Origin of the sequence: Microbacterium sp. ANT_H45B (assembly GCF_008369345.1) — a bacterium.
Lineage (GTDB): Bacteria > Actinomycetota > Actinomycetes > Actinomycetales > Microbacteriaceae > Microbacterium.
The window spans coordinates 312,250-325,160 of the sequence record NZ_VOBK01000002.1 but is presented as its reverse complement, the minus strand read 5'-3'; the positions used below and the strand labels follow the sequence as shown (position 1 = coordinate 325,160).

Below are 12,911 nucleotides of genomic sequence, written 5' to 3'. Positions count from 1 at the left end.
GACGTTCTCAGGCATCTCGGGAGTCGCCCCAGCGTATCCAGGCCCACCGACATCTCCGGCAAATCGCATTAGAACGTATGTTCGTCTCTTGATACCCTCGACAAGAGGCCGCGAGAGGAGGCGGGCCGTGGGAGCGAGCGACCGGCTGAAGGCAGCGAACGACATCCGCAGCGCGCGTGCCGCCATCTCCTCCGCAGCAAAGCGCGGGTCTCTCCAGTCGCTCTCCGATCGCGAATTAGCCCTGCGCGAGCATCCCGTCACGGTCTATCCGCATGCTCTCCAGCGCCGAGTGCGAGCATGGGTGCGGTTTGGCGCTGAGGCCGTCAGTGTGGATGCCAAGATCATGCGCTCGACGCTTCTCGCAGCAGGTATCGAGTTCCTTGGGGACGACGAGACCTTCAGATGCTGGGTGTGGGGGAACGCCGTGACGATCAGTGACGACTGAGCTGCGCGCCTTCCTGGCGAAGACGGCGAGCCGCGCGCGCCTCAGTCGGTATGACGCGCTCACCGCGTGCAGTTGCAGAAGCCATCTCGGCCAGCTCGATCACGAGTCCGATGTCTGCCCGAAGCGCAGCTTCAGCCTCTGCCCACAGCGCCCGCATGCGCGCATCCCGCCGAGCGGCGAAGGCGTGTTCCGCTTCCTCCTGGGCGAGCAGTTCGTCAAGGTCCAGGGGAGCTGTCATGGATTAAGGCTACGGCCTGGACGCCGTCAGAAGACAGAAGTTCCCGGCGTCCAGTCAACAACCATTGCTGTCGTCACCTTCTCGTCAGCGCCCGGCCCCAGCCGAATCTGCTCGCCTGGTTGCACCGCGTCCAAGTCTTGCCCCTCAACCAACCGCACCGAGTGGCGCGTAGTAACGAGTGGATGGTCGATCTTGTACGAGTCCTCACCGAGCTTGAACACGGGTTCCTCGACATAGACGGGGATGTACTTACCCCCGAGTAGCTCTCCGATCTGTTCGATGAAGGCAGGGATCTCAGAGACATCTGTCGGCGCGTAGATCGAAATTTCGCGCCAACGCCACACGTGCGCTGTTCCTCCATAGATCGACGCATACCGCAGTAGCAGGCCGAATTGACTATCCGTGATGCTAGCCATGTCTGGCATTCGCAGCTCCGCGCTCGTACGGCTTTGGAGGGACGACAAGGCGTCCGCCATCGGCACGACGGTACCTTCCAGCGCGGTGGGCAGTACTGTCCCGTGAGATTTGAACAATGGAGCGGTCTGGTTGATCTCTACGGAGAATACGTCGCCCTCCGCCACCTGGAGCAGTACGCGCGCCTCAGCCAGCACGGACTCGGGGTCCTTACCGTGGAGCTGACCGATCTCGGCGTTTACCTGCATGCCCTCCTCGCCCTTGATGCGGATGTCAAACCGGATGATCCCCTCTGGCGTCTCAGTAACCAGCTTCATCCAGCCGGTCTTCGCTCCGGTAGTACGGATTCGAGGAATGAGGCGGAATCGAAACCGAGTGTCCCCAGCAGCAGTGAGGCAGCGCAGGTAAAGCGGCGGCGGATCTGCTCTCTTGACCTCCGCGAAGGACAGCCGAGATTCGCGCTCGTCGATGTCGTCGGCGGGGTCAGGGAGTGGACCACCGATCATGCGCACCCGCCCGCGGACGTTCTGGAACGGTGTTCCCCAGTCCGCCCATTCTTGGATAGCAGCTGCGCCTTCGGACCCCGCTTCCTCCAAGAAGGTCACATCCCAGGACACGGGGTCCACCGACGTCGCATCGGCAGAACGCGGGACCACTGATTGATATTTCCATCTGCCGTCACCCAGATACTCCATCCGATGGAAGATGGCTGGATCGGACAGACCAGGGGGCATGGGAGGACCTTCGCCGCTCACCGTCAACGTGCCATGCTCGATTCGGTAGTTGTCGTCTAACTGATCCCGTAACTCGTTCAGCGCATCTTGCCTAGTCTCGATGGCGCTCATCATCGAGATGGAATCTGCACGCTCGACCGGCGACGACGCGATCATGGCCTTCTGGTTGACGAACTGCTCCAACGCACCGTCGCCGTATGTGAAGCGGTGCATCGTGGCGGGATGCCGATCCCCCAGACCGCTCAAATAGGCGTCTCCGTCCCAAACGCAATTGAAGCCTGCCTCACCCACCATGTCTCGAAACTCGCCTAGCCGCTCCTCGGTAGGCGTCCATGGAGTCACAAGGTGGTATTCAAGGACGGGTGGCCGCTCTGCCCCGACGTGCTCCTCATTGAATCGAACCCACGAACTCTTCACCTGCCGGAATTGACTGCTCGACAACGCCGTCGTGAACCCTTTCACCTGCCAAACGATCACGCCGTCTGGCGTCTCCCGGATTATGTCGATCCCTCCATCGCCTTGCGACGGGTTCACCTGCCGCGCATCGGAATACTCCAGGCGGAGCAGGGTGGCCACGAGGGATTCGATTGACTCCCCACTGCGGTGAGACATGAACGACCAGTCGTAGGTGGGCATCGACGTCCTTTCTCAGGTCGTCACAGACTATCTCCCGACTCGACCGCCCTCCTAGTACGCTTCCAGTACGCTTCAAGTACGAGAGGGAAACGATGGTCGATCACAACGACATGACGCCGCCCGAATTCAAGGCGTGGGAGAACCGCATGCGACGACGCCTCGCAGTGCAGGGCCTCACGCTCTCGCGCTCTCGCTCGCGACTGCCCGTGGCCAACGACTACGGCCTCTACAACGCCATGGACGCAATCAGCAGGGTGACCCTGAGCCACGGGTACACCTTGACCCCGGAGGACGTAGAGCGATGGGCCGCGGGCCAAGTACCCAGAACAAAGTGAGCGAACCGTGTTGTCAGGGTGTATGAACGGTCCCCCGTCCGCGTATCACGGTCAACAGCCGAATACCCACGGAGGCCGACATGCGAACACCTCTCAGCAGCAAGGAGGTAGCGACCTTGCTTGGAGTCTCTGAACCTACGCTCTCGCGATGGCGCAGCTCCGGCGATGGGCCTCCGGTGCTCACAGTCAAGGGCATCTACAGATACCGGCCCGAGTCGGTCGAACAATCGGTCAAGGAGAATGAGCGGTGACAATATCCAAGGTAGTTCGCAAGGACGGCACCTTCCGGTTCCGGGTCCGAGTGAAGAGCGGTCGCAATGTGGTGGCGGACCGAACCTTCGACAAGAAGGGGGAGGCAGAGTTGTGGGAGGCCTCCCAGAAGCGTGCGCTTTACCTGGGTGAGTTCGTAGATCCCAAGGCTGGCAAAGAGCTACTGGGCGCGGCGATGGATCGCTGGCGCAGCGACCGCGAGGGCACAGTGGGTACGAAGACGTTCAACGACACCGAGCGGCCCGCCCTGGGGCATGTGAAGGCCCTACGCAACCGTCCGATCAGCGCCTTGACGGCCAAGGATCTAGAGGGGCTGTACGGGACGCTCCTTCGCACTCTCAGCCGCGACACAGTCGTGCGATACCGGCAGGTATACAGCGCGTTCTTTTCATGGGCTGTAGCAACGAAGCTCGTCAACAAGAACACCGCAATCCGAGTCTCAGGTGCCCAAGGGGACATCCCACAAGGCCAAGCGCGAGATCTTCCCGTTCACCCTCTCCGAGCTTCGGGCTGTCCACGCCGACATGCTCAGGTACACCAACCCGACGAACGCCGACATCGTGCTGGCACTGGGCCTCACGGGTTTGCGTTGGCGTGAGCTGGCCGATCTCCGCGTACGGGACGTGCAGCAGCTCCTGTGCCCCGCCCTGCACATAAGTCGGTCGAAGTCTGACGGTCAGTCGGTGCGCACAGTCACCAAGGGCGGCAAGGCTCGAACAATCCCGCTGGCGGACGACGTCGCCGCCATCATCCTGCCTCGCATCCGCGGCATGCGGCCCGACGCTCTCGTCTTCCCGAACACCGTGGGCGCAGCCCGCACAGGTCGAAACTGGACCCGTGATAGCCACTGGACTGACGTCAATCTGGGCCGTCGTGTCCACGATCTCCGACACACTGCCGCCACCATCTGGTTGCAGAACGGAGTGGACCTGAAGACCGTGCAGGCATGGTTGGGGCACTCGTCGGCCAAGCTCACCGCCGATCTCTGCGCCCACTACATGGGATCTGATGCCGACGCAGCGGCGCTGGCTCGCATGAACGTCGTTCTGGGGGACGCCGGGGGGACGCAGCAATGCAAGCGTCGGAAGACTGAGAACGGTGTCTGAGCCCTTCTCTCGCAAGATTCCGGGACTAGATCCAGGTGGGCCCTGCCGGGATCGAACCGACGACATCCACGGTGTAAACGTGGCGCTCTACCAGCTGAGCTAAAGGCCCTGGTGACTCCATCCTACAGACGACCCGATGCGCACCGATGTCGTGGAACAGGGCTAGGCTGAGGGCGGCACGCGTTGTGCACAGCCGACAAGGCTGCCCGCGTCGCTTCCCGTTTCATTGGCATGACCTGCCAGCTTGACGAAAGGCTCCCCGTGACTGTGCACGACCAGGATCCGTATTCCCAGGGCCCCCTCGACAGCGATCCGGAGGAGACCGGTGAGTGGCAGCAGTCGCTCGACGAGCTCGTCGACGCGAAGGGCCACGGTCGTGGCCGCGAGATCATGCTCAGCCTGCTCAAGCGCTCGAAGGAGCTGCACCTGGGCGTGCCGATGGTTCCGACCACCGACTACATCAACACGATCGCTGCCGAGAACGAGCCCGAGTTCCCCGGTGACGAAGAGATCGAGCGCCGCTACCGCGCATGGATCCGCTGGAACGCGGCCATCACGGTGCACCGTGCGCAGCGCCCCGGCATCGGCGTCGGCGGGCACATCTCGACGTACGCCTCGTCTGCGGCCCTCTACGAGGTCGGCTTCAACCACTTCTTCAAGGGTGCCGACAACGCCGGCGGCGCCGACCAGATCTTCATCCAGGGCCACGCCTCGCCCGGAACCTACGCGCGCTCCTTCCTCGAGGGACGCCTGAGCGAAGACCAGCTCGACGGGTTCCGTCAGGAGAAGTCGCACGCACCGCACGGCATCCCCTCCTACCCGCACCCGCGTCTGATGCCGGAGTACTGGCAGTTCCCGACCGTCTCCATGGGCCTCGGTCCGATCAACGCCATCTACCAGGCGATGTCGAACAAGTACCTCGAGAACCGCGGCATCAAAGACACGTCGCAGTCGCACGTGTGGGCCTTCCTCGGCGACGGCGAGATGGACGAGGTCGAGAGCCGCGGTCAGCTGCAGGTCGCAGCCAACGAGGGTCTCGACAACCTCACGTTCATCGTCAACTGCAACCTGCAGCGCCTCGACGGCCCTGTGCGCGGCAACGGCAAGATCGTCCAGGAGCTCGAGTCGTTCTTCCGCGGAGCGGGCTGGAACGTCATCAAGGTCGTCTGGGGCCGCGAGTGGGACGACCTGCTCGCCCGCGACACCGAGGGCGCACTGCTCAACCTGATGAACGTCACCCCCGACGGCGACTACCAGACGTACAAGGCCGAGTCCGGCGCGTACGTGCGCGAGCACTTCTTCGGCCGCGACGAGCGCGCGGCCGCCCTCGTCAAGGACTACTCCGACGACGACATCTGGAACCTCAAGCGCGGTGGCCACGACTACCGCAAGGTCTACGCCGCCTTCAAGGCCGCGACCGAGCACAAGGGCAAGCCCACCGTCATCCTCGCCAAGACCGTCAAGGGCTACGGCCTGGGTCCGCACTTCGAGGGCCGCAACGCGACCCACCAGATGAAGAAGATGACGCTGGACAACCTCAAGACGTTCCGCGACGCCATGCACATCCCGATCACGGATGCGCAGCTCGAGGAGAACCCGTACCTGCCCCCGTACTACAACCCGGGGCCCCAGGACGAGACGATCCAGTACATGCTCGAGCGCCGCCAGGCTCTCGGCGGATTCCTGCCGGAACGCCGCTCGACCCACGTGGGCCTCGAGCTCCCCGGCGACGCGGCCTACGCGCTGCCGAAGAAGGGGTCCGGCACGCAGGAGATCGCCACCACCATGGCGTTCGTGCGTCTGCTGAAGGACCTGCTGCGCTCGAAGGACTTCGGTCACCGCATCGTGCCGATCATCCCCGACGAGGCCCGCACGTTCGGAATGGACGCGTACTTCCCGACGGCCAAGATCTACAACCCGAACGGCCAGCACTACACCTCGGTCGATCGTGAGCTGCTCCTCGCCTACAAGGAGAGCCCGCAGGGTCAGATCGTGCACGTCGGCATCAACGAGGCGGGTGCCCTGGCGGCGTTCACCGCGGCCGGCACCTCCTACGCCACGCACGGCGAGCCGCTGATCCCGGTCTACCTCTTCTACTCGATGTTCGGATTCCAGCGCACGGGTGACGCACAGTGGGCGGCCGGCGACCAGATGGCACGCGGCTTCATCATGGGTGCCACGGCGGGCCGTACGACCCTCACGGGTGAAGGTCTGCAGCACGCCGACGGTCACTCGCACCTGCTGGCCGCGACCAACCCCGCCACGATCTCCTACGACCCGGCATACGGCTACGAGATCGCCCACATCATGCGCTCCGGTATCGAGCGCATGTACGGCGGCGCGCACGAAGACCCGAACGTCATGTACTACATCACGCTCTACAACGAGCCGATCGTCATGCCGGCAGAGCCGGAGGATGTCGACGTCGACGGCATCGTGCGCGGCATCCACCGCATCTCGGTCGGAGAGGGCGAGGGACCTCGTGCCCAGCTGTTCGCCTCGGGCGTCGGACTCCCCTGGGCCCTCGAGGCGCAGGAGCTGCTGAAGAACGACTGGGGCGTGATCGCCGATGTCTGGTCGGTCACCTCATGGACCGAGCTGCGCCGCGACGGCCTCGCCGCCGACGAGCACAACTTCCTGCACCCCGAGGAAGAGCCGCGCACGGCCTACCTCACGCAGAAGCTGCAGGGCTCCGAAGGTCCGGTCGTCGCCGTGAGCGACTTCATGCACGCCGTCCAGGACCAGATCCGGCCGTGGGTGCCTCAGCGTTTCGCGACGCTCGGCGCAGACGGCTTCGGGTTCTCGGACACGCGTGCCGCGGCGCGTCGCTTCTTCAAGATCGACGGCCCGTCGATCGTCGTCCGCACACTGCAGTCGCTCGCCGAAGACGGCGTCGTCGATCGCTCGCTCGCCGCGCAGGCCATCCAGAAGTACAGCCTGCACGACGTCAACGCGGGCACCAGCGGCAACGCGGGCGGCGAGAGCTGACCATCGGTGACAGGATCCTCTTCGCGCGGTATGGATAAGACCGCGACGCTCACCTGGCTGCGCCGCATCTCCGGCGACATCGCCTCGGTGACGATCAAGCGACTCGAGGACACCCTCCCCTGGTATGCCGTGATGCCACCAGCCCGCCGCTCTGCGGTCGGGCTGGTGGCTCAGGCCGGCATCACCTCCTTCATCCAGTGGTACGAGGATCCGACCTCGACGCCGTGGATCGCCGCCGACATCTTCGCCGCGGCCCCGCGGGAGCTCCTGCGCAGCGTGAGCCTGCAGCAGACGCTGCAGCTCATCCGCGTCACCGTCGAGGTGACCGAGGAGCGCGTCGCGGGCAAGGGCGCAGATCTGCGCGAGGCGATCCTGCTCTACTCGCGCGATGTCGCCTTCGCCGCAGCCGACGTCTACGCGAGGGCCGCCGAAGCCAGAGGGCTCTGGGACGCCCGTCTCGAGGCCCTCGTGGTGGACTCCATCCTGACCGGCGAGGCAGACGAAGAGCTTCCGAGTCGGATCGCCGCGCTCGGCTGGCACGGCCACGGCGAGGTCGCAGTGCTCGTGGGCACGACGCCGCCGCAGTTCGACGTCGACCTCGTGCGGCGCACCGCCCGCAAGCTCGCGGTCGACGTGCTCATCGGCGTCCAGGGCTCTCGACTCGTGCTCGTGATCGGCCGCGCGCGCATCGAGGGCCAGGAGGCCCCCGAGAACGAGGAGGAGGAACTCGGCTTCGAGGAGATCGCGGCGAGACTCGAACCGTCGTTCGGCCCGGGATACGTCGTGCTCGGCCCCGCGGTCGCCGCCCTCGTCGACGCCAGCCAGAGTGCACGCGCGGCCCTCGCGGGTTTCGCCGTCGCACGCGCGTGGCGCAGCGCCCCGCGGCCCGTCGAAGCAGACGATCTGCTGCCGGAGCGCGCCCTCGCCGGCGACCCGCTCGCCAAGCAGACCCTGATCGAACGCATCTACCGTCCGCTGCAGGCACATTCGACCGATCTCGTCACGACGCTGTGGAGCTACCTCGACAACGGTCGATCGCTCGAGGCCACGGCGCGCGAGCTCTTCGTGCACCCGAACACGGTGCGCTACCGCCTCAAGCGCGTCAGCGAGGTCATCGGCTGGGACGCCACCGGGCCCCGCGAAGCGCTGATCCTGCAGACGGCCCTGATCCTCGGGTCGATCGGTGCCGCCGAGAACGTGCGTCGCCGACCTCCGTTGCGTCGCACCCCGCGCTGAATCCGACGGGCCGCGGCCGTTCCGCTGTTCGCCACACACAAGGGATCTTCGGAATCTTGTGATGGATCATCCACCACTTCGGGCTGATCGTTGGCAGACTGGGGATGTGATTGTCGTCGTATGCCCTGGACAGGGCTCGCAGACCCCCGGTTTCCTCTCCCCCTGGCTCGAGCTGGACGGGGTGGCCGAGAAACTCGCCACCTACTCCGCCGCCGCCGAGGTCGACCTCCAGCAGCACGGAACGGTGTCGGATGCCGACACGATCCGCGACACGCAGATCGCGCAGCCGCTCATCGTCGCCGCATCGCTCATCGCCGCCGATGCTCTCGCGGCGCGCGCCGGGCGCAGGGCTGATGGCATCGCCGGCCACTCCGTGGGCGAGATCGCCGCGCTGGTCGGCAGCGGTGTGATCGATGCCGAGACCGGCATGCGACTCGTCGGCATCCGTGGCCGCGCGATGGCCGAAGCCGCCGCGCAGACACCGACCGGCATGAGCGCCGTGCTCGGCGGCGACGAGGAGACGATCCTCACCCGCCTCAGCGAGCTCGGGCTCTCCCCCGCCAACTACAACGGGGGCGGGCAGCTCGTCGTCGCCGGAGAGCTGGCAGGGCTCGACGCGCTGTCGACCGAGCCGGTCAAGGGCACCCGGGTCATCCCGCTGCAGGTGGCGGGCGCATTCCACACCTCGTACATGGCCTCGGCCGTGACCGCTCTGCGCGACGCCGTCTCGACGATCACCCCGTCCGACCCCGACCTCACGCTGTGGACCAACCGTGACGGATCCGTCGTCACGGATGGCGGGCAGGCGCTGGACTATCTCGTCGACCAGGTCTCCTCCCCCGTGCGCTGGGACCTGTGCATGGCCTCGTTCGCCGATCAGGGCATCACCGGACTCATCGAGCTCGCGCCCGCCGGCGCTCTCACCGGTCTCGCCAAGCGCGGCCTGCGCGGCATCCCCGCCGTCGCCGTCAAGACCCCCGATGACCTCGATGCGGCCGTCGCGCTGCTGAACGGAGACGCCGCATGAGCGCCACGCTGAACCAGATCTCAGGCCCCGCGTACACGCGCATCTACTCGTACGGCGCGGCGCGCGGCGAGAACGCGGTGCCGAACGACGATCTGATCGGTCCGATCGACTCGAGCGACGAGTGGATCCGCCAGCGAACCGGCATCGTGACCCGCGTGCGTGCCGACAAGGGCACCGATGCGATCGACCTCGCCACCACCGCCGCCGCCGAGGCCATCGAGAAGTCGGGGATCTCCGCCGACCAGGTGGATCTCGTCATCGTCGCCACGATCAGCAACCCGAAGCAGTCCCCCTCGGTCTCCGCCATCGTCGCCGACCGCGTGGGCGCCAACCCCGCCGCGGCGTACGACATCAACGCCGCCTGCGCGGGCTACGCGTACGCCGTCACTCAGGCCGACGCGCTGATCAAGTCGGGTGCCGCCCACTACGCGCTCGTCATCGGCACCGAGAAGCTCTCCGACATCGTCGATCCCGCGGACCGCAGCATCTCGTTCCTCCTGGGTGACGGGGCGGGCGCCGCGCTCATCGGCCCGAGCGACACGCCCGGCATCGCACCGGCGGTGTGGGGTTCCGACGGCTCCAAGGCAGACGCCGTGGGCATGAACGGCACCCTGACGGAGTTCCGCGACGGCGAGGTGCCGTGGCCGACTCTCCGCCAGGAAGGCCAGACGGTGTTCCGCTGGGCGGTGTGGGAGATGGCGAAGGTCGCACGTGAGGCTCTCGACCGTGCCGGCGTCGAGCCGGCCGACATCGCCGCGTTCATCCCGCACCAGGCGAACATGCGCATCATCGACGAGTTCGCGAAGCAGCTCAAGCTGCCCGAGTCCACGGTGATCGCCCGCGACATCGAGACCACGGGCAACACCTCGGCCGCCTCGATCCCGCTCGCCAGCCACCGACTGATGGCTGAACACCCCGAGCTCTCCGGCGGCCTGGCGCTGCAGATCGGCTTCGGCGCGGGCCTCGTGTTCGCCGCCCAGGTCGTCGTCCTCCCCTGACAACGCCCTGACTGTCCCTAGACTGTTCCACGGTTCCGAATACAACCCGTAAGAAAGAGGAAGACCACATGGCTTTCACCAACGATGAGGTCCTCGCAGGCCTCGCAGAGCTGATCACCGATGAGACCGGCATCAACGCTTCCGAGGTCGCCCTCGAGAAGTCGTTCACCGACGACCTCGACATCGACTCGATCTCGATGATGACGATCGTCGTCAACGCCGAGGAGAAGTTCGGCGTCACCATCCCCGACGACGAGGTCAAGAACCTCAAGACCGTCGGCGACGCCGTCTCCTTCATCGTCGCAGGCCAGGAGTAATCCACGCAGGATGCCACCCCCGCATCCGCGGGGTGTGGCATCCTCCGCCTTGCCCTCTCCCTGCTCGACCCGCCCGTTAAGGAACCACTCATGACCAAGCGCATCGTCGTCACCGGCATCGGCGCCACGTCCGCCATCGGCGGGACAGCACCCGAGAACTGGACCAATCTGCTCGCAGGGCAGTCCGGAACCCGCACCCTCGAGCACGACTGGGTGCAGCAGTACGAGCTTCCCGTCACCTTCGCCGCCGAGGCGATCGTCCGGCCGGAGGAGGTCCTGCCCCGCCACGAGGCGAAGCGGCTCGACCCCTCATCGCAGTTCGCCCTCATCGCGGCCCGTGAGGCCTGGGCGGATGCGGGTGAGCCCGAGGTCGCCCCCGAGCGACTCGGCGTCGATTTCGCCACCGGCATCGGCGGCCTCTGGACGCTCCTCGACGCCTGGGACACCCTGCGCGAGAAGGGTCCGCGTCGGGTGATGCCCCTGACCGTTCCGATGCTGATGCCGAACGCGGCGGCGGGCAACCTCTCGCTGCAGTTCCAGGCGCGCGCGTACGCGCAGACCGTGGTGAGCGCCTGCGCCTCCAGCACCGAGTCGATCATCCATGCGTTCCACCACCTGCAGGACGGCCTGGCCGACGTCGTGATCGCCGGCGGCACCGAATCGGCCATCCACCCGATCACCATGGCGTCCTTCGCCTCGGCGCAGGCGCTCTCGCGGCGCAACGACGACCCCGCGACCGCATCACGCCCCGGCGCGATCGACCGTGACGGCTTCGTCATGGGCGAAGGCGCTGCGGCCCTCATCCTCGAGACCGAGGAGCACGCCAAGGCGCGCGGCGCGAAGATCTACGGCTACGTGCTCGGCGGCGGCGTCACGGCCGACGCGTACCACATCACCGGCAATGACCCCGAGGGGACCGGAGCCGCGCGTGCGGTCACGCAGGCGCTCGACGAGGCCGGGATCACGGCCGACCAGGTCGCGCACATCAACGCGCACGCGACGTCGACCCCGGTGGGCGACCCCAACGAGTACGTCGCGCTCCGCAAGGTGTTCGGCGAGCGGATCGACGAGATCCCCGTCTCGGCGACCAAGGCCTCCACCGGCCACCTGCTCGGCGGTACCGGAGCACTCGAGGCGATCTTCGCGCTCCTCGCGCTTCGCGACCGCGTCGCTCCTCCGACCATCAACATGACCGAGCCCGACCCGGCCGTGCCGTTCAGGCTGTCGGGTGAGGCGCAGCCTCTCGGCGAGGGCACGCTGTACGCGATCAGCAACTCCTTCGGCTTCGGCGGCCACAACGCGGTCGCCGTGTTCTCCAACGCCGACTGACACCGCGGCACGACAGACGTCGATGCACGAGAGCGGCCCCCGGGGATTCCCGGGGGCCGCTCTCGTGCGTCAGTGCGTCGGTGCGTCGGTGCGTCAGTGCGTCGGTGCGTCGGTGCGTCAGTGTGCGTGCGTCAGGCTCGGGCGAGCTGGCGCGACCGTGTCTGGCGGAGACGCGTCGTCCAGGGCAGGAACCAGCCGACCAGCGGCCCGACGCCGAAGGCGAAGAGCACGGTGCCGACACCCACCGGGCCGCCGAGCAGGAACCCGATGGCCAGCACGCTCCCCTCGATGAGGGTGCGCACGAGCCACACCGGCCACCCCGTCCGGCGGACGAGACCGGTCATGAGCCCGTCGCGCGGACCCGGACCGAAGTCCGCCGCGATGTACAGTCCCGTCGCGAACGCGAGGAGCACGAGACCGGCCACGAACATGGGCGCGCCGACCCAGACCGACGGCGGTTCGGGGATCAGCGCGAGCGCGAGATCGGCGCTCGGCCCCACGAGCAGGGCGTTGAGGAGTGTGCCGAGCCCGACACGCTGCCGCAGCGGGATCCACAGCACCAGCACGAGGACCGACACGAGCACGGTGACGGCCCCGTAGCCGATTCCGGTCTGGCCGGCCACGCCCAGGGCGAGGACGTCCCAGGGTGCCACTCCGATGCCGCCGTGCACCATCAGTCCCAGCGCGACGCCGTAGAGGAAGAGACCGACCAGCAGCTGCACGACGCGCTCGACGAGGTCGCGTCGACTGGTCGCGGAGATCGGCAGGAAGAGGGAACGGAGCTGCATCGTTCCATCGTGGACTGTCGCGACGCGCACGAGTCCAGACCACTCGAAGG

The 12,911-nt window shown here is 66.5% G+C and carries 13 protein-coding genes and 1 tRNA gene; 10 read left to right on the top strand and 4 right to left on the bottom strand.

The window, feature by feature from the left end:
* Window positions 1–127 precede the first annotated feature (127 nt).
* Window positions 128–445 (top strand): hypothetical protein, encoded by a 318-nt coding sequence (locus tag FQ142_RS07940; protein ID WP_262492099.1) that lies wholly within the window; start codon window positions 128–130, stop codon window positions 443–445.
* On the opposite strand, the gene FQ142_RS07935 is transcribed toward FQ142_RS07940, so the two are convergent.
* Entirely contained in the window at window positions 432–683 is a 252-nt protein-coding gene (locus FQ142_RS07935; RefSeq protein ID WP_149422895.1) for a hypothetical protein, read from the bottom strand. The genes FQ142_RS07940 and FQ142_RS07935 overlap by 14 nt on opposite strands.
* A 26-nt stretch (window positions 684–709) precedes the next feature.
* A complete protein-coding gene (locus FQ142_RS07930) occupies window positions 710–2,467 on the bottom strand; it encodes a hypothetical protein (RefSeq protein ID WP_149422894.1) in 1,758 nt (585 codons plus the stop codon).
* Between the two features lie 110 nt (window positions 2,468–2,577).
* Between FQ142_RS07930 and FQ142_RS07925 the strand changes: the two genes are divergently transcribed.
* From FQ142_RS07925 to FQ142_RS07915, 3 genes are all read left to right on the top strand, one after another.
* Window positions 2,578–2,802, top strand: coding sequence for a hypothetical protein (locus FQ142_RS07925; protein ID WP_149422893.1), 225 nt, complete (start codon window positions 2,578–2,580; stop codon window positions 2,800–2,802).
* Window positions 2,803–2,882: 80 nt separating this feature from the next.
* Window positions 2,883–3,053 carry a helix-turn-helix domain-containing protein gene (locus tag FQ142_RS07920; protein WP_149422892.1) on the top strand — a complete coding sequence of 57 codons (171 nt, stop codon included), beginning with the start codon at window positions 2,883–2,885 and terminating at the stop codon, window positions 3,051–3,053.
* Between the two features lie 462 nt (window positions 3,054–3,515).
* On the top strand, window positions 3,516–4,178 hold the full coding sequence (locus FQ142_RS07915; RefSeq protein WP_149422891.1) for a tyrosine-type recombinase/integrase: 663 nt from the start codon (window positions 3,516–3,518) through the stop codon (window positions 4,176–4,178).
* Window positions 4,179–4,214: 36 nt separating this feature from the next.
* On the opposite strand, the gene FQ142_RS07910 is transcribed toward FQ142_RS07915, so the two are convergent.
* Window positions 4,215–4,287: transfer RNA gene (locus FQ142_RS07910), tRNA-Val, on the bottom strand.
* 152 nt (window positions 4,288–4,439) lie between these two features.
* Between FQ142_RS07910 and aceE the strand changes: the two genes are divergently transcribed.
* From aceE to FQ142_RS07880, 6 genes are all read left to right on the top strand, one after another.
* The gene (aceE, locus tag FQ142_RS07905) at window positions 4,440–7,166 is read left to right on the top strand and encodes a pyruvate dehydrogenase (acetyl-transferring), homodimeric type (RefSeq protein ID WP_149422890.1); all 2,727 of its coding nucleotides are present in this window, start codon (window positions 4,440–4,442) and stop codon (window positions 7,164–7,166) included.
* Window positions 7,167–7,196: 30 nt separating this feature from the next.
* Window positions 7,197–8,402: a PucR family transcriptional regulator gene (locus FQ142_RS07900; protein WP_149422889.1), complete on the top strand. Its 1,206-nt coding sequence runs from the start codon at window positions 7,197–7,199 to the stop codon at window positions 8,400–8,402.
* 106 nt (window positions 8,403–8,508) lie between these two features.
* Window positions 8,509–9,429 (top strand): ACP S-malonyltransferase, encoded by a 921-nt coding sequence (locus FQ142_RS07895; RefSeq protein ID WP_149422888.1) that lies wholly within the window; start codon window positions 8,509–8,511, stop codon window positions 9,427–9,429.
* Window positions 9,426–10,427, top strand: a complete 1,002-nt coding sequence (locus FQ142_RS07890; RefSeq protein WP_056418054.1) for a beta-ketoacyl-ACP synthase III — start codon at window positions 9,426–9,428, stop codon at window positions 10,425–10,427. The genes FQ142_RS07895 and FQ142_RS07890 overlap by 4 nt, the downstream gene beginning before the upstream one ends.
* Before the next feature lie 68 nt (window positions 10,428–10,495).
* The gene (locus tag FQ142_RS07885) at window positions 10,496–10,744 is read left to right on the top strand and encodes an acyl carrier protein (RefSeq protein ID WP_017830435.1); all 249 of its coding nucleotides are present in this window, start codon (window positions 10,496–10,498) and stop codon (window positions 10,742–10,744) included.
* A gap of 90 nt (window positions 10,745–10,834) precedes the next feature.
* Window positions 10,835–12,073: a beta-ketoacyl-[acyl-carrier-protein] synthase family protein gene (locus tag FQ142_RS07880; protein ID WP_056418057.1), complete on the top strand. Its 1,239-nt coding sequence runs from the start codon at window positions 10,835–10,837 to the stop codon at window positions 12,071–12,073.
* A gap of 131 nt (window positions 12,074–12,204) precedes the next feature.
* Here FQ142_RS07880 and FQ142_RS07875 read toward each other — a convergent pair whose 3' ends face one another.
* Complete coding sequence (locus FQ142_RS07875) at window positions 12,205–12,861, bottom strand: YczE/YyaS/YitT family protein (RefSeq protein ID WP_149422887.1); 657 nt, start codon at window positions 12,859–12,861, stop codon at window positions 12,205–12,207.
* Between the last annotated feature and the right edge of the window lie 50 nt (window positions 12,862–12,911).